General features: G+C 37.9%; 12 protein-coding genes. 9 read left to right on the top strand and 3 right to left on the bottom strand.

Translation table 11 applies throughout. From position 1 onward, the window contains the following. Window positions 1-364: 364 nt before the first annotated feature. The 4 genes from ABXH06_RS08690 to ABXH06_RS08675 all read left to right on the top strand — a co-directional run bounded on the left by ABXH06_RS08690 (window position 365) and on the right by ABXH06_RS08675 (window position 6,216). Window positions 365-3,385: a TonB-dependent receptor gene (locus ABXH06_RS08690; protein ID WP_353517976.1), complete on the top strand. Its 3,021-nt coding sequence runs from the start codon at window positions 365-367 to the stop codon at window positions 3,383-3,385. 267 nt (window positions 3,386-3,652) lie between these two features. Beyond that, window positions 3,653-4,765, top strand: a complete 1,113-nt coding sequence (locus ABXH06_RS08685) for an NAD-dependent epimerase/dehydratase family protein (protein ID WP_353517975.1) — start codon at window positions 3,653-3,655, stop codon at window positions 4,763-4,765. A gap of 77 nt (window positions 4,766-4,842) precedes the next feature. Next, window positions 4,843-5,649 carry a winged helix-turn-helix domain-containing protein gene (locus ABXH06_RS08680; RefSeq protein WP_353517974.1) on the top strand — a complete coding sequence of 269 codons (807 nt, stop codon included), beginning with the start codon at window positions 4,843-4,845 and terminating at the stop codon, window positions 5,647-5,649. After that, window positions 5,650-6,216 carry a hypothetical protein gene (locus ABXH06_RS08675; protein ID WP_353517973.1) on the top strand — a complete coding sequence of 189 codons (567 nt, stop codon included), beginning with the start codon at window positions 5,650-5,652 and terminating at the stop codon, window positions 6,214-6,216. 31 nt (window positions 6,217-6,247) lie between these two features. Here ABXH06_RS08675 and ABXH06_RS08670 read toward each other — a convergent pair whose 3' ends face one another. Further along, window positions 6,248-7,495 (bottom strand): sugar MFS transporter, encoded by a 1,248-nt coding sequence (locus ABXH06_RS08670; RefSeq protein ID WP_353517972.1) that lies wholly within the window; start codon window positions 7,493-7,495, stop codon window positions 6,248-6,250. Window positions 7,496-7,850: 355 nt separating this feature from the next. Between ABXH06_RS08670 and ABXH06_RS08665 the strand changes: the two genes are divergently transcribed. The 4 genes from ABXH06_RS08665 to ABXH06_RS08650 all read left to right on the top strand — a co-directional run bounded on the left by ABXH06_RS08665 (window position 7,851) and on the right by ABXH06_RS08650 (window position 12,091). Further along, the gene (locus tag ABXH06_RS08665; protein ID WP_353517971.1) at window positions 7,851-9,182 is read left to right on the top strand and encodes a GH1 family beta-glucosidase; all 1,332 of its coding nucleotides are present in this window, start codon (window positions 7,851-7,853) and stop codon (window positions 9,180-9,182) included. Between the two features lie 52 nt (window positions 9,183-9,234). Continuing rightward, window positions 9,235-10,764 (top strand): MFS transporter, encoded by a 1,530-nt coding sequence (locus ABXH06_RS08660; protein WP_353517970.1) that lies wholly within the window; start codon window positions 9,235-9,237, stop codon window positions 10,762-10,764. A gap of 108 nt (window positions 10,765-10,872) precedes the next feature. Beyond that, window positions 10,873-11,874, top strand: a complete 1,002-nt coding sequence (locus tag ABXH06_RS08655; protein WP_353517969.1) for a LacI family DNA-binding transcriptional regulator — start codon at window positions 10,873-10,875, stop codon at window positions 11,872-11,874. 1 nt (window position 11,875) lies between these two features. Continuing rightward, entirely contained in the window at window positions 11,876-12,091 is a 216-nt protein-coding gene (locus ABXH06_RS08650; protein WP_353517968.1) for a cysteine-rich CWC family protein, read from the top strand. A 16-nt stretch (window positions 12,092-12,107) separates the two neighbouring features. On the opposite strand, the gene ABXH06_RS08645 is transcribed toward ABXH06_RS08650, so the two are convergent. Both ABXH06_RS08645 and ABXH06_RS08640 read right to left on the bottom strand, forming a co-directional pair. Continuing rightward, the gene (locus tag ABXH06_RS08645) at window positions 12,108-12,554 is read right to left on the bottom strand and encodes a nuclear transport factor 2 family protein (RefSeq protein WP_311581103.1); all 447 of its coding nucleotides are present in this window, start codon (window positions 12,552-12,554) and stop codon (window positions 12,108-12,110) included. Between the two features lie 43 nt (window positions 12,555-12,597). Beyond that, entirely contained in the window at window positions 12,598-13,356 is a 759-nt protein-coding gene (locus tag ABXH06_RS08640) for a helix-turn-helix domain-containing protein (protein WP_353517967.1), read from the bottom strand. Window positions 13,357-13,548: 192 nt separating this feature from the next. On the opposite strand from ABXH06_RS08640, the gene ABXH06_RS08635 reads away from it, so the two are divergent. Beyond that, window positions 13,549-15,435 carry a M61 family metallopeptidase gene (locus ABXH06_RS08635; RefSeq protein ID WP_353517966.1) on the top strand — a complete coding sequence of 629 codons (1,887 nt, stop codon included), beginning with the start codon at window positions 13,549-13,551 and terminating at the stop codon, window positions 15,433-15,435. Window positions 15,436-15,602 lie beyond the last annotated feature (167 nt).

The raw sequence follows: 15,602 nt of genomic DNA, 5'->3' as shown, positions 1-15,602 counted from the left end.
TCGTTTTTGTTAGTTTTTAGCCTTATTATTAAACTATCTTAAAATGAAAGCGCTTACAAATGATAATTAAAAAATGAGACCATTTTCTTAAAAGGCACAGTAAATTCATAAATCACATATTTTATGTTTATTTATTTTATTTATAAATTACATTTAGTTACGATTGATTTGTCAATAATCAGTAAAATAATGATTGACGATAATATGAACATAATCTAACTTAATGTAAGCGCTTACAGGGTGTGTCGGATCTTTTTTCCCTTACACACGGTAAAAATTTTCAATTGCTTTGTAAGCGCTTACAAGAAAAAATTATAAAAATAGCGGTAAGTTTACGCAAAAAAAAGTATCGAGGGAGAACATAATGAAAACATTTAAAAAATCTCAGATCGCTACCAGTTTATCGGTAGTGTTAGGTATGGGGGCATTGAGTTTAGCTCAAGCTCCGGTTGCTTATGCAGCAGAAAATGCAGAGCAAGAAATTGAAGTTATTGAAGTAACAGGTATTCGCGGCTCTACTAAAGCGAGTATTAACGGTAAACGTTTTGCTGATTCGCAAGTAGATGGTATCGCGGCAGAAGATATTGGTAAATTACCAGATGTAACAATTACTGATTCATTGCAACGTATTTCAGGTGTTCAAGTTGAACGTGTTGCTGGGGAAGGTGGACCGGTACAAATTCGTGGTCTACCTCAAGTAGACACAACCATGAATGGTGAAACTTTCTTATCAGCCACTACCATAGATACTGCAGCTGCTGATTTAGGTGATTTACCAGCACAATTATTTGGTGGTGTTGATGTCTATAAATCAGCGACAGCAGGAAATGTTGCTCAAGGTATCGCCGGTTCAATTGATCTTAAAACACGTCGCCCGTTTGATATGGATGAAGGTTGGACATTCGCTGGTGGTATTGAAGCGACTCGTGGCTCAATTACTGAGGAAACAGATCCTACTTTACATGGGTTAGCGTCATACAATAACGGCAAAATTGGTGTATTAATTTCTGCGGTTACTCAAGAAGCCACGTTAGCAACCGATTATAACGGACATAACGATACGTCTGAAAATGGCGGTATCGGTTGGACTCAAAACAACCATGCTTGGGGTGAGCCAAGTGAAGGTGGTGATGTTTACACAATCGTTCCTCATGGTTTTACAGCCTTTAACAAAACAGAAGAGCGTGAACGTGACGCGTTACAACTTTCTGTTCAAGCCGATTTAGGTGAAGGTTTTATTTTAACGGCTGATTATTTCTACACGCATCAAGATCGCTTTAACAATCGTTCAGGTTTCAACCATAATAACCGATGGCAGAACTACAACGAATACGCGTATGCAACAAATTATACAGGCGATTCATACACAGATGCTAACGGCGAAGTATGGAAAGGTGTTGATGCATACAAAATGAATCCATACCGTATGCAAACATTCACACAGGTAAACGTGAATGAAGAGAAATCACAAAACTTTAACTTACAATTAGACTTCGATAATGGCGGTAATTTAACAGGTACAGTACGGGCAACTCATGCTCGTGCAACTGCTAAAATGCGTCATGCATACGGCGAAGGTGATTTACTTAGTATTGATGAAGGCTCAAGAGTGTTAGGCCCAGGTGGTTTTAACCCAGCTCAATATTGTACAAACGGTGAAGAAATCATCGGTTCTGAAGGTGGTTGTAACGCTCAATATTCAACGGGTATTGAAGATCCTAATTTCCAATTAACCTATGATGCAAGTGGTGATCATCCAGCATTTGGTGGTTTCGACCAACAAGTCATGGGCGGTAAAGGCATGATGTCTGTTGCTGATTACATGGCTGATCTTGATTCATACCATATTGGCGCATTCTCATCTGAAGGTAATACTGATGATACCGGTGAGTTATCAACATTTAGTACTAAGTGGAATTATGCGTTAGATGATAATGACTTCATCACAAGCGTTGATTTTGGTGTTCGTTATAGCCAACGTAAAGTTGATCATGACCAATTCACTTATACTTCTACTTTTGGAAACGGTTGCGATATCGCTCAATGGAAAGCCGTTGATCAGCAATATGGTGCAGATTGTGAAGGGCAAGCAGGTACAGGTGAATACGTAACTGATGAAGAAGGTAACGAAGTATGGACGCCTTATACTTTATTAGCGCCTACTGCGCTTGATCAATACACTACGGTTTCTTGGCAGACAGATTTTGGTGGTGTAACAGGTATTCCTGGTATTTGGGTCATTGATCCAGAAAACTTCCGCGATCCAAAACAATGGCATAAAGATACTTTCGGTAATGTTCAACGTACTGAAAATGGCGGTGCTACTTATGATGTTGGCTTAGATGAAATTTCTTATTTCACTCAAGTTAACTTTGAATACGAAGCATTAAGCGGTAACGTTGGCCTTAAAGTGATTCAAACTGATTTATTTGTAAAACAAAACCTTGTTGGTCCTAATTTACCTCATTCAGGTTTAGGTCCAGATATTGGTGATGTCGTGACTGAACGTAGTTATACAGATGAATTGTTATCAATGAACTTAGCGTATCAAGCAACTGATGACGTGGTATTACGTGCTGCTTACTCTGAAAATATGCAGGCATTGAATTTAAGTCAATGGGGCGCAGGAAAAACTGTCGGCTCAGTATTTAACAATGATTGTAATTGTATGCGTGTTCAAAACGGTTCACTCAATGGTAACCCTGAGCTTGACCCTTGGCGTTCAGAAAACTACTCATTATCTGCTGAGTGGTATGCTGGCGATGCATCAATGTTCTTTATCTCAACCTACGGCATTGATATTGAAAGCTTTACTGAAGGTGCAACTATCTTGGTTGATGAGCCGGATTCTGATGGTGTTCGTCGTGGTCCTCATCCTTTCTCTGCAAACGTTCAAGGCGTTGGTGGTGATGTATCAGGTTACGAAGTCGGCGGTAAAGTTGCCTTTAGTGACTTCTTAGGTGAAGACAGTGTCTTAGCTAATGTTGGTATGGATGTTAACTATACGTATGCTGACAGTTCTCAAGAAAGTAAAGATATTAATGGTAAAGACTTACCATTTGGCGGTATGTCTGAAGATACTTACAACGCAGTGGTATGGTATGAAAATGATACTTTCTCAGCACGTTTAGCATGGAACTCTCGTAGTCCACGCTTAATGTCTGGCGGAAATGCTAATACGGGTAATCAAGCACTTTATCAAGATGATTATTCACAACTTGATTTCAATGCCACGTATGACTTCAACGAAACAGTGAGTTTTTACGTGAACGGTTCAAACATTACGGAAGAAATTCAACAGACTTACATTGAATTTGAAAAGCAAAAAGCTTTCCAAAATATATATGAAGCTCGTTGGACCGTGGGTGCTCGTGTAACTTTCTAACTCCCCCTAGAAAGTTATCGCGAAACGAAAACGCCGCATTGATTGCGGCGTTTTTTTATGTCTTAAACTTGATTGAACTCATTAGTGACTAGATGAATTTATTGTGAATGAAAAAATACATAAGGAGCTTTGCTTCGCTGTAATGCCTGTAAATACATAGCATTTATCATTTTGTCAGAAAAATGTCAGCGAATTGTCAGGTTTATAACAAGTCTTTATTACTATTTATATTCATTCTATTGCTAAGTCACAATTGAGGAAACAGCAATGGAACGACGTAATTTTATAAAATCGGTAGGGGCAATTTCAACATTAAGCCTTTCACCAACAGTATTTACAAAAACGGTAAATTTAAGCAAAAAAGGTAAGATTCTAATTCTTGGCGGAACAAAATTTATTGGCCCTGTTATTGTGGAACAATTGATTGAAGCCGGTTATGAAGTCACCTTATTTAATCGCGGTTTAACGAATCCACATTTATTTCCAAATATAGAAAAGCTAAGAGGGGATAGATATCCAGCAAATGGTAAAGGATTAACGGCGTTAAAGACTTCGAGAAAATGGGATGTAATTATTGATACATGGGCAGAAAACCCATTGTGCGTTAAAGATACCCTTTCATTACTACAAAATAGATGTAAGCAGTATATATATACGTCGAGTATGGCTGTTTACCCAGATCAGTTGTTAAGTACACAATCAGGTATTACTGAAAAAGCAAAACTGCCTACAGATAATATCCCAACAAATTATAATGATTCTTTAAATTATGGGTTAAACAAACGTATTGCTGATAAGTTGGTAAACCACTCATCTAAAGGGTGTGTACTTCGACCACATTCCATTTGTGGAATTGCCTTAGATAATATTTCAGATAACCAAAGATATTGGCCAGTTCGCCTACAAAGAGGCGGAGAAATAGCAGCTTCTGGTGACGGCGGCGATACAACCCAATATATTGATGTAAAAGATCTCGCTGCTTTTATCTTAACTTGCATCGAAAAGCGGTATACCGGCACGTACAATACATTCACTACCGAACGTTTTGACGCATATTTATATGGCTTAAAATCGTTAAGCTCTAATCGTAGTGAGTTGTCATGGCTTTCTCATGAATATTTATATAAAAACAATATTCGCCATTATGTGGATATGCCGATGTGGGCAGCAAGACAAGTTGTGAAAGGTACATTTACCATTTCAAGTGAAAAGGCAATTCAAGCAGGGTTAACATTTCGGCCATTATCACATACTTTTTCAGACGTGCTTGCAGGCTTTTATCAGCATGAATCTAATCGTTATGAATTCGGTGTTGGGGAGTCAAAGTCAGGATTGAGTCGTCAAAGAGAACAGCAATTGCTTACACATTATCAAGCGTAAGAATTTACGTTCACTTTTATAGAGCGTAGTTATAAGATTAAAGGCTAATAACTTTAGCTCAAGTCTTATTTTCAAACATGTATTTCATTGATCAGATTGCTTTTCATACCAATGAAAACTATCTACAGCTTGAAGACAAAAAAATATCACTCGATAAACAAACGAGTGATATTTTGCTACTGCTTATTGAAACAAAAAGTCCTGTAAGTAAAGCAACGTTAATCTCTCATATTTGGCAAAATCGATATGTGTCAGATGCAGCAATAACAAGTGCTATACGCCGAGTTCGAAAAGCGATTACTGAATTAGATGACACGCAAGAATATATAAAAACAATATCGAAAGTGGGTTATCAGCTGAATGTTATTGTTAAGAATGAAAATGATGTAAAACCAATAGTATCCTCGGGTTATTCTGAATATTACCGTTTAAAAATTATTGGTATATTGTTGATTTTTCTTACGAGCATTTTGTACTGGAAGTTAAGCGTTGAACCATCAATAGAACCCCCGATTAGTTACCGACAAGCGATACACTTATTAGCTCAGAAAAATGAAGAATCTTTACCTCAAGCGATTCAATTATTAGAAAACTCAATACAAGAAGCGCCGAAATTTGTTGCGGCATATCATACATTATCGCAATTATATGCATATAAAATGAGTCGGCATTTAGGGCTTAGCGATCAGCAAATAATCGCTAAAGCGACTGAGTACATCCAAAAAACGATTGAATTAGCACCTGAACACCCTGATACATTATTATCTAAAGCGATGCTTGATTATTTCTATTTACGAAATGACGAGGGGGTAAAGCAATACCACCAACAGGTTATTGAAGGATTAACCTGTGATCATAAATGTAATTTTTTTCACGCCTATTGATTGCCAATATTTAACCAGTCAAAGTTAGCCATTCAATACGCGGAGCAGGCTTATCAAGCACAACCGAACCATGCGACCTATTTATGGGAAAGAGCATGGAGCCAGTTCATGGCCGGAAATTTTGAGCGAACACTCACTAGAATTGAAGAAGCTGAACAGTTTTTAGGGAGAACAAGTTTCTTATTTCGTGCCATGCTTGCTCAAGCACAAAATCAACCGAAGAAAGCGATCATCAACTGGCTTAGTTATTATCAATTTATTGGGAAGATTAGCGAAAATGAAGCGCTGATGTTAGAAAGTCGACTTGAAGAAATTGGCTATGCTGATGTTTCAAATCAATTACTCGACATGCTATCTGAAATCGTGATCGACCAAGAAGTAGAACTTTTATTATTAGCAGGTAAGAAAGAACAAGCATTCAATAAAGTATTGGCGACAGATAATTTGCAAGCTCAAACATATCTTATTGCTATGCATGTCAGCCCTGTATTTATGGTTAGCTTTACTCAGGAAGAGCTTGAAGTACTTCGTGATCATATTTGGAGTACAAATAAAAAAGCCCCTTGATAGGGGCTTAATTCAAATAAGAAAAATTATCTTAAACGTTTTTAGGTTTGGAGCCTTTCAAGCCGTAATGAACGATAAATACATAACAGATGATTGGTAAAAGAAATGATAATTGTAAACCAATTGTATCTGCTAAAAGACCTTGGATGTAAGGAACAATAGCACCACCAACAATAGCCAAACATAAAATACCTGAACCCTGACTGGTATGTTGTTTTAAACCATTAATCGCTAGGGTGAATATTGTTGGGAACATAATTGAGTTAAACAAGCCAATCGCTAATACAGCCCACATTGCAAGAGCACCTGAAGCGAATATTGTTATGAGTAGTAACACAATTGCGGTGGCGGCATTAAAGGCAAGTACTTTTCCTGCGGGTATTTTTTGCATGACAGCAGCACCAATAAAACGACCAACCATAGCACCACCCCAGTAATAAGCGATGTATTTTGCTGCGACTGATTCTTCCATCGCGGCAATATTTGGCTCAGCAAAGAAATTCACCAATAAACTACCAATAGCGACTTCTGCGCCCACATAAACAAAGATACCAACAGCACCTAGCACTAAATGGTTGTATTGCCATGCGCTGCCAGTTATGTCTGTTACCTCTGGGGTATGTTCTTTAACTGTTGGTAATTTTAAATAAGCAAAGATTGCCGCCAAAACGAGTAACATTCCGGCTAAAAATAAATAAGGCATTTGTACTGATTCAGCTTCTTGTGCTGCTGTCATTACTTCCGTTGCTTCATTTAGAATTAACAAAGCACCAAAAAATGGTGCGATTGTGGTACCTAATGAATTAAATGCTTGAGTAAGTGATAATCGAGATGAAGCAGTTTCAGGTTTACCAAGAATACTGACATATGGATTTGCAGAAACTTGTAAAATGGTGATACCACTGGCAAGAATAAATAAAGCAAATAAGAAAACTGGATAACTTTGCATTGACGCCGCAGGGTAGAAGGTCATACACCCAACAGCAGCGATAATTAAACCGAGCACAATGCCTTTTTGATAGCCGATTTTTTTGATTAAACTACCGGCCGGTAAAGAAACAATAAAATACGCGCCAAAAAAGCAGAACTGTACTAACATTGCTTGGCTGTATGATAGGTCAAATATACCTTTTAAATGAGGAATTAAAATATCATTCAAGCAGGTGATAAATCCCCACATGAAAAATAAAGAAGTCAGTGAAGTTAAAGCAAACGTATAGTTACCACCTTCACTTTGATTGTTGTTTTCTTGCGCTACCCCAGCGATACCAGCCGCCATAATTTCTCCTAATTTATCTACTTTTTTTTGTTGGTTTAATTATTGTTTTTTGGCGTTATTGCCTTTTTATGTGATCTAACCACGTAATAAAGACATGGCCTTGTAAAATACTCAAAAAACTGCTGTAAAAATAATCTCGAATAATCAAAAGCCCAATATCTGATGAGATTAGAACATAGACTATCTCATTATTAATTAGCTGTTGATCTTTTATTTAATTCAATCTAATATTGTAAAATGTAAGCGCTTTCATTTATACCACGTTAAAATAAAAGTGCAACAAAATACATACGTATGTTTATACAAAACACGTAAAGAACCTTGTTTAACTGTTGAAAAGGAAACTTGAGATAATATGGCTTTTTCTCTACCAAAAAACTCACCGATGCGCTCATCGTCATTTTTATACGGAGTGGCAACAGCGTCATTTCAAATTGAAGGCGGAGTTGAACACCGGTTACCTTGTATTTGGGACACCTTTTGTGCGACAGATGGAAAAATTGAAGATGGTTCAAATGGTGACGTTGCCTGCGATCATTTCAATCGTTGGCAAGATGACGTAGCGTTAATCAGCTCATTTGGTGTAGATGCTTATCGTTTATCCATTTCATGGCCACGTGTTATTAAACAAGACGGTACCGTTAATCAAGAAGGTATGAAGTTTTACATCGATTTGCTTGATGAATTAAATGCTCAAGGAATAAAACCTTTTGTCACCTTATATCATTGGGACCTTCCGCAATACCTTGAAGACAATGGCGGCTGGTTAAATCGAGAAACAGCATATAAATTCCAAGAATATACCAAACATGTAGTACAAGCGCTTGGCGAAAGAGTACATGCGTATGCCACCCTCAATGAACCTTTCTGTAGTGCTTATTTAGGTTATGAAGCGGGCATTCATGCCCCTGGGTTAGTGGGGAAAGAATATGGCAAAAAAGCGGCTCATCATTTATTGCTAGCACATGGTTTAGCTATGCAAGTACTCAACGAATTTAGCCCCAATACGTTAAACGGTATTGTTCTCAATTTTACGCCTGGTTACGCTATGTCAGACTCTCCTGCCGATCAAGAAGCGACTAGAAAAGCCAACGAATATTTTAATTACTGGTATTCAAAGCCCATTTTTGATGGTGAATACCCAGAATTAATCAACGAATTACCTGCTGAAAATCGTCCAGAAATTCATGACAATGATATGGCAATTATTTCCCAGCCGATGGATTTTTTAGGTATCAACTTTTATACCCGTGCACGATATCAAGCTCACCCAACAGAAATGTTTGAAGAGATTATTGTTGAAGGGGTTGAACGAACTGATATTGGTTGGGAAGTTTATCCAAAGGCTTTTACTGAGTTATTAGTTGATCTTAATACTCGATATAATTTACCGCCTGTCTATATCACTGAAAATGGTGCATCCATTGATGATGAAATTGAGTCAGGAGTAGTCAATGATGTGCGTAGAATTGACTATTATAATAAACATTTAAATGCAGTGAATGATGCGATCAGTCTAGGTGTTAATGTCCAAGGGTATTTTGCGTGGAGCTTAATGGATAACTTTGAATGGGCCGAAGGTTACTTAAAACGTTTTGGTATCGTTTATGTTGATTATCAAACACAAGTACGTACAGTTAAAGCCAGCGGCTTAGCGTATAAAAAGTTACTGAGTGAGCGTAGTTGATTGTAAAATAGAATGAAATTCTAAATTAAATAATTATAAAAAAGGAAAAACAATGCATAAGCTTTCGGTGGTTGAAAAAGTTGGTTACGCAACGGGGGACGCGGCAGCAAACTTAGTATGGCGAGGTGCATTAGCTTATTTAGCTGTGTTTTATACCGACACCTTCGGCTTAACGGCTGCCGCCGCTGCTATGCTGTTTTTAGTTGTAAGACTTTCTGATGGTGTTACCGACATAATTATGGGCATGATAGCTGATAGAACGGATACTAAATGGGGGAAGTTTCGTCCGTGGATTATTTGGTCAGCGCCATTCCTCGGTTTGTTTATGGTGTTATGTTTTACCACGCCCGACCTTTCTGAAAACGGTAAATTAATCTATGCCTATGTCACTTATATCGGTTTAACGCTCGCTTATACCATCAATAATGTTCCCTATTCAGCTTTGATGGGCGTGATGACACCTAGTGATACAGAACGTACTAGTTTGTCAGGGTTTAGGTTTGCTGGCGCTTTTGCTGGTGGTTTATTAGTGATGGGCTTTTTACCTGAATTAGTTGCCTACTTTGGTGCGGGAGATGACGCAGTTGGCTATCAATACACCATGTATTTATTTGCCGGGTTATTGATTGGTTTAATGGTGATCACTTTTGCTTCAACGAAAGAGCGCATCACACCGACTATCGATACGACCTCTTGCCTAAAAACAGAGCTACTCGATTTATCTAAAAACTTACCCTTTATCGTCTTACCATTATTAGCGATGACACTGTTCTTTTATTATCGTGAACTTTATAGCGGGATATTTTTCTTTGTTGTAATGACAGGTATGTATATTGTGATCAAACGTTTAACCAGTCAATCGACAGAAAATATGACAGGTACTCAGCGTGATATGGTGGATTTACTGACGAATAAACCTTGGTTGATCTTATTAGGAATGGGATTTTTAACCATGATGTTTAACGGTATTAAATATGGCGTGGTCGCGTACTACTTTAAATACCATGTTGCCGATGAATTAATGGCTGGAAAATATTTTGTCGCGTTATTAATTGTTTCAATCGCAGGCGCTTTGTGTACAAGCTATTTAGCCAAAAAGTTAGGTAAAATTAAGTTATTTATTGTGGCATTAATGTTAAGCGGATTACTCACCGGAGCACTTTATTGGGCACCAAAAGGCGATGTGGTGTTCATTTTTACCCTTGGTTGCGCGGCAGAGTTTTTTGCGGCTATGATGCCTACTTTATTTTTTACCATGCTAGGTGATTCAGCAGACTATTCTGAATGGAAAAATGGCCGACGTGCAACAGGTTTAGTTTATTCAGCAGGTACATTCGTGCAAAAAACCGGAGGTGGTTTTGCCGGTGCTTTGGTACTTGTCGTGCTAGCAGGATACGGATATAACGGCATGGACCCAACCACCGTAGAAGCGTCATTACCTGGCATGCAATTATTAATGAGTTGGATACCTGCTGCTTTTGCCTTTGCTGGCGCTGCGTTAATGTTATTTTATCCGTTAACCACGCAATTAAATCAACAAGTCAGTGATGAGCTGGTTGAAAGAAGAGCAGCTACTGCATGATAAATCATGTAAAATACGGTATTTAATTTTTACTGTTCGCAATTAACACTATATATTGTGAGTCTTTTATTTAAGTACCGTTAAGGCAAATTTTTCGATAGGGAAAATATGGCAACTATTTATGAAGTTTCTGAATTAGCCAAAGTATCACTGGCGACAGTTTCTCGAGTGATGAATGGTAATACACGGGTCAGCGAGAAAACGCGTGATCGTGTGCTTTGTGCAATGAAAGAGCTAGATTATCGTCCAAACTCAATTGCTCAGTCCTTAGCGTCTAATCGTAGTAATTGTATTGGCTTGTTAGTGTCTGAAATTCATGGTCCCTTTTTTGGGCAAATGATGAGTGGTGTAGAAACTGAATTACGCGCCGCAGGAAAGCACGTGATTATAACGACAGGCCATAGTGAAGAAGATAAAGAAAAAGACGGTATTGAATTTTTGATCAGCCGAAATTGCGATGCGATTATTTTACATGTTGAGGCGGTTTCAGATGAATATTTAGTGGAATTGAGCAAAGGCAAAACACCTATTTATCTCATTAGTCGTCATGTAGGCGAACTTCCAGACAATTGTATTAGCTTAGATAATGAACTCGGTGGCTTTATTGCTACACAATCATTGATAGAGAAAGGACATCGTAATATCGCTTATCTAGCAGGTCCTCAATATAAAGCCGATGCAATTGCACGTTTACAGGGGCATAAGCGTGCTTTGTCTGAAAACAATATTGCCATTAACGAGCAGTTAATCTTTGAAGCTGAATTTAAAGAGCAAGGCGGTATTGAAGGTTTACGGTATTTTTTACAAGGAAAAGCTGCGTTTTCAGCACTTGTCTGTGCTAATGATGAAATGGCCTCAGGTGCCATGACTTATGCACGAGAGCATAATTTACACATGCCGAAAGATTTATCCGTGATCGGTTTTGATAATGTCGTCTTTGCACCACATTTATATCCTAAACTAACAACTGTGGATAACCCTGTGAATAAAATGGGTTCGATGGCGGCTAAATTAGTACTTAAGGATGTTTATCAACAAGAACAGCATGATATACAACAGCTGTTTGAACCAAGTTTGATCATGCGTGATTCTGTGGCTGAATTCTCTTAATATGGCTGAACAGGTTGATAGTACAGTTTGCCCGTTATGCCAGGCAAACAACCAATGTGGCGTGAATGCAGCTGAGCCTTGTTGGTGTACAAAAGAAAAAGTGCCAGCGGAACTGATTGAACAAGTCAGTGATGAATATGTTAATAAATCATGTATATGCAAAGCTTGTATCGAAAAATTTAATCTGGCAACCGCTAATATAAAAGAAGTTAAATAACGCTTTGTTGTAATAATTAAGGTTTTGCTGCTTTTTTTACGACTGTGTATATTTTATTTACGATTTTCCATTCACCATTATTTTTTAATAAAGAAAGATAATCGACATATTTCCAAGTGCCCATATCCCATTCAGCGCGAACTGATGCAGCATTTTCCTCAATATCTACTGAAATAATATGTGTAGTGTGTGTTCCTGGTTTTTCGGTACTAAAAAAGCCAAGAAAAGTTTTCATGTCATAAACCGCATGCTTTCCGTTTCTAATCCCTTGAACCCTAGCATCTGGATGAAATGCTTTAGCAACTACGTTAGGATCACCCAACAAGCTCCCTTCAAGGTAATAATTTACCGCTTTCTCCACCGCTGCAGCTTGGGCTTTATCCCCAGTATATTGGGTCTGAGCAATACTGCTAAAACTTAAAAATAAACAGAGTGATATTAATGCTAAGTTGATGGTTTTCATTTTTCATGCCTTTCGTAAAGTGGTTGGAGATAACAGAGCAGCGTTAATTTTTTAAAAATTGGCTGGGAGAAACGCCCATCTGCTTTCTAAACATATAAATAAATGCGGAACTTGATTCGTATCCTAAAAGCTCAGCAATGCTATTAATACTATCACCAAGGGACAAATGTTTGATTGCAATTTGAATGTTTAATCTTTGTCGCCATTCACTATAAGTAATATTGGTCTCTTTTTTAAAAACACGACTTAAGGTTCGTGGTGAAGCATTGACGAATTTGCCCCAAAAATTTAAATCACTTTTAAGGGATGGATGTTTTAATAAACGCTCAGTGATATTCGTTAATCGAGAATCTTTTGGATAAGGCAAAAACGTATCTAATACCTTTGCTTGAGATAACTTATCACGTATAAGGCGTAATAAACGGCCATCACTAGATTCCCACAAATAATCGTTTGAAATTTGCAAGCTTTCATTCATTAACGCTGTTAATAAAGGATCAACAGTTATAACTTGTGGATGAGTTGGTAAGTGCGTTGATTCTTCAGCGATAAAATAAAAAATACTCAGTTTTACTTCGGTTTTAGCAAGCAATTCATGTATCAGTTCGTCAGGAATAATAATCGCTTGCTGAGGCGGAATAAAATATCGACCATGCTCAGTAATAATGGCAAGTACACCTGAATGCACATAGATACATTGCGTTTGATGATGTTGATATTTATTGATACCTGCAAGTGCTGGTATTTCACGATGGAGTACCGAAATAGGAGGTAAAGTTTCTAGGTTTGAGTCAATTGTCATTTCATCTACAGTCTTTATAAAACTCTCTTAATACTGACGTTAAGTTTTTGTCATAATAGGCAAAAATTCAAGTTTTGGGGATAAAAACTACTATTTGTTCACATAATAAAGTTTAAAAAGTGATTGTATTCAATAGACAATAGTAATTACACTTTAACAAATTCTAAAAAAAGATAACTCATAGGATAAAAAATGAGGAAGCAAATCGCCCGTTGTTTAACTTGGTCATTAGCATTGGCAAGCCATTGGGTATTCGCCGATGGGGAAACGATATATCAAGTGTCGTTTGATAATGCTGTGCATCATGAAGCAGAGATTTCTGCAACATTTACCGGTATTGAAAACCAAGTGCTAGAAGTGCAAATGAGCCGTTCGTCCCCTGGTCGATATGCGATGCATGAATTTATTAAAAATGTCTACAAAGTTAGGGCGGTGAATAGTATAGGGCAGCCATTAGAGATTACTCGACCTAATCCATATCAATGGCACATTGCGGGCCATGATGGTGAAGTCACGTTTAGTTATACCTTATTTGGTGATAGGGCTGATGGTACTTATAATCAAATTGATCGCACGCATGCCCATCTAAATATGCCAGCGACTTTTGTGTGGGCGACAAACCACGAAGATCGAGAAATAAACGTAGAGTTTCGACCTTTCGATCCACGTTGGAAAGTAGCGACACAATTAGTAAAAGACCAAGGAAAATATTCATTTACAGCGCCAAATTTACAATATTTTTTAGATAGCCCAACAGAATTAAGCGATCATCAAGTACGCAGTTGGCAAGTCAATTCTGGCGGCAAAACGCAAACCATTAAGTTGGCTGTTCATCACGACGGTATTGATGAAGATCTAGATAAATACACTGAAAAAGCCAAAGCGGTAGTTGAAGAGCAAATTAAAGTGTTTGGTGAATTACCGACATTTGATTATGGCGAATATATCTTTATTGCATGTTATCTTCCACATGTTAGTGGCGATGGTATGGAACATCGTAACTCCACCATTTTAACTAATTCAACCTCGTTAGATGAAGCTGAATATAGTCAGCTAGGCACTTTATCTCATGAATTTTTTCACGCGTGGAATGTCGAACGTATTCGTCCTAAAGAGTTAGAGCCATTTAAATACATTGATGCGAATATGACGCCAAGCTTATGGTTGGCGGAAGGGTTTACTACTTATTATGGCGATCTTATTTTAAAAAGAACGCAGGAATGGGACGAAGATAAGTACCTAGATAAAGTCGCAAGCATTATTAACCAAGCATACAACATGCGTGGTCGATTATATTTTACCCCTGAAGGCGCAAGTCAGTTAGCAACATTTACCGATGCTGGCGTGTCAAAAGATAGAACCAATTATCATAATATCTTTTTTAGCTATTATTCCTATGGTCGAGCAATGGGTTTAGCGTTAGATTTAGCTTTACGTGCACAGTTTCCGGGCAAATCACTAGATGACTACATGCGTCAACTGTGGCTTGATTTTGGCAAAACAGAAACTCCTTATTCTCGTGAGGATGCACTTGCTACACTAGTCAAAATTACCGGTGACCCACTATTTGCGGATAAGTTCTTTGCCGAGCATATTTATGGTCAAACCAAACCTGATTTTACCGCTTTGTTAGCGCCTGTTGGTTTAAAGCTGGAGCAAAAAGACGATGAAAGTGCATTTCTCGGTAAAGTGAATTTCAATTTCCGTGGTGAAGATGCAATAGTTAATAATACAATACTCGTTGGTAGCCCGCTATACCGAGCAGGGGTTGAACGTGGCGATCAAATTGTTAAATTAGGCCGAAGAACTATTCGTAATAGTGAGTTATGGGATAAAGCGTTAGCACAGTTTTCACCAGGCGATGTAACGACTATAGAATACATTCAACGGGGCGAAACCGTTAAAAAACAAATCGCGTTTATCAGCGATCCAAGTTTAAAAGTCACTAAATTAGATGATGAATTACTACTTGATACTCACCAAAGCTTCTTAGTTGATTGGTTAGGTGAAGATACTGTTGAAGAAGTTCAAGAAGAAGAACAAGCTTCGGTGCAACCTTTAGAACGGGTAAAAAACTAGTCGAGAGAAACAAGGGCGTGTTGATCTTTCAACAAAATTCAAACAGCAAAGATCAACACGCCCTAGTATAGTTTTGCAAATCAAAGCACGATAGATCATAGTATTGAACTGACTGTGTTACATAAAAAGAGGGTAACTGTGTAGCTCAAGCCAACTAAACTAACTCA

The organism is Thalassotalea sp. SU-HH00458, from assembly GCF_040362795.1.
GTDB lineage: Bacteria > Pseudomonadota > Gammaproteobacteria > Enterobacterales > Alteromonadaceae > Thalassotalea_H > Thalassotalea_H castellviae.
This window is presented reverse-complemented; position numbering and strand designations above follow the sequence as displayed.

Coding starts and splice junctions, on each gene's coding strand:
- ABXH06_RS08690 (WP_353517976.1), top strand. CDS start 365: ATGAAAACATTTAAAAAATCTCAGATCGCTACCAGTTTATCGGTAGTG.
- ABXH06_RS08685 (WP_353517975.1), top strand. CDS start 3,653: ATGGAACGACGTAATTTTATAAAATCGGTAGGGGCAATTTCAACATTA.
- ABXH06_RS08680 (WP_353517974.1), top strand. CDS start 4,843: ATGTATTTCATTGATCAGATTGCTTTTCATACCAATGAAAACTATCTA.
- ABXH06_RS08670 (WP_353517972.1), bottom strand. CDS start 7,495: ATGGCGGCTGGTATCGCTGGGGTAGCGCAAGAAAACAACAATCAAAGT.
- ABXH06_RS08665 (WP_353517971.1), top strand. CDS start 7,851: ATGGCTTTTTCTCTACCAAAAAACTCACCGATGCGCTCATCGTCATTT.
- ABXH06_RS08660 (WP_353517970.1), top strand. CDS start 9,235: ATGCATAAGCTTTCGGTGGTTGAAAAAGTTGGTTACGCAACGGGGGAC.
- ABXH06_RS08655 (WP_353517969.1), top strand. CDS start 10,873: ATGGCAACTATTTATGAAGTTTCTGAATTAGCCAAAGTATCACTGGCG.
- ABXH06_RS08650 (WP_353517968.1), top strand. CDS start 11,876: ATGGCTGAACAGGTTGATAGTACAGTTTGCCCGTTATGCCAGGCAAAC.
- ABXH06_RS08645 (WP_311581103.1), bottom strand. CDS start 12,554: ATGAAAACCATCAACTTAGCATTAATATCACTCTGTTTATTTTTAAGT.
- ABXH06_RS08640 (WP_353517967.1), bottom strand. CDS start 13,356: ATGACAATTGACTCAAACCTAGAAACTTTACCTCCTATTTCGGTACTC.
- ABXH06_RS08635 (WP_353517966.1), top strand. CDS start 13,549: ATGAGGAAGCAAATCGCCCGTTGTTTAACTTGGTCATTAGCATTGGCA.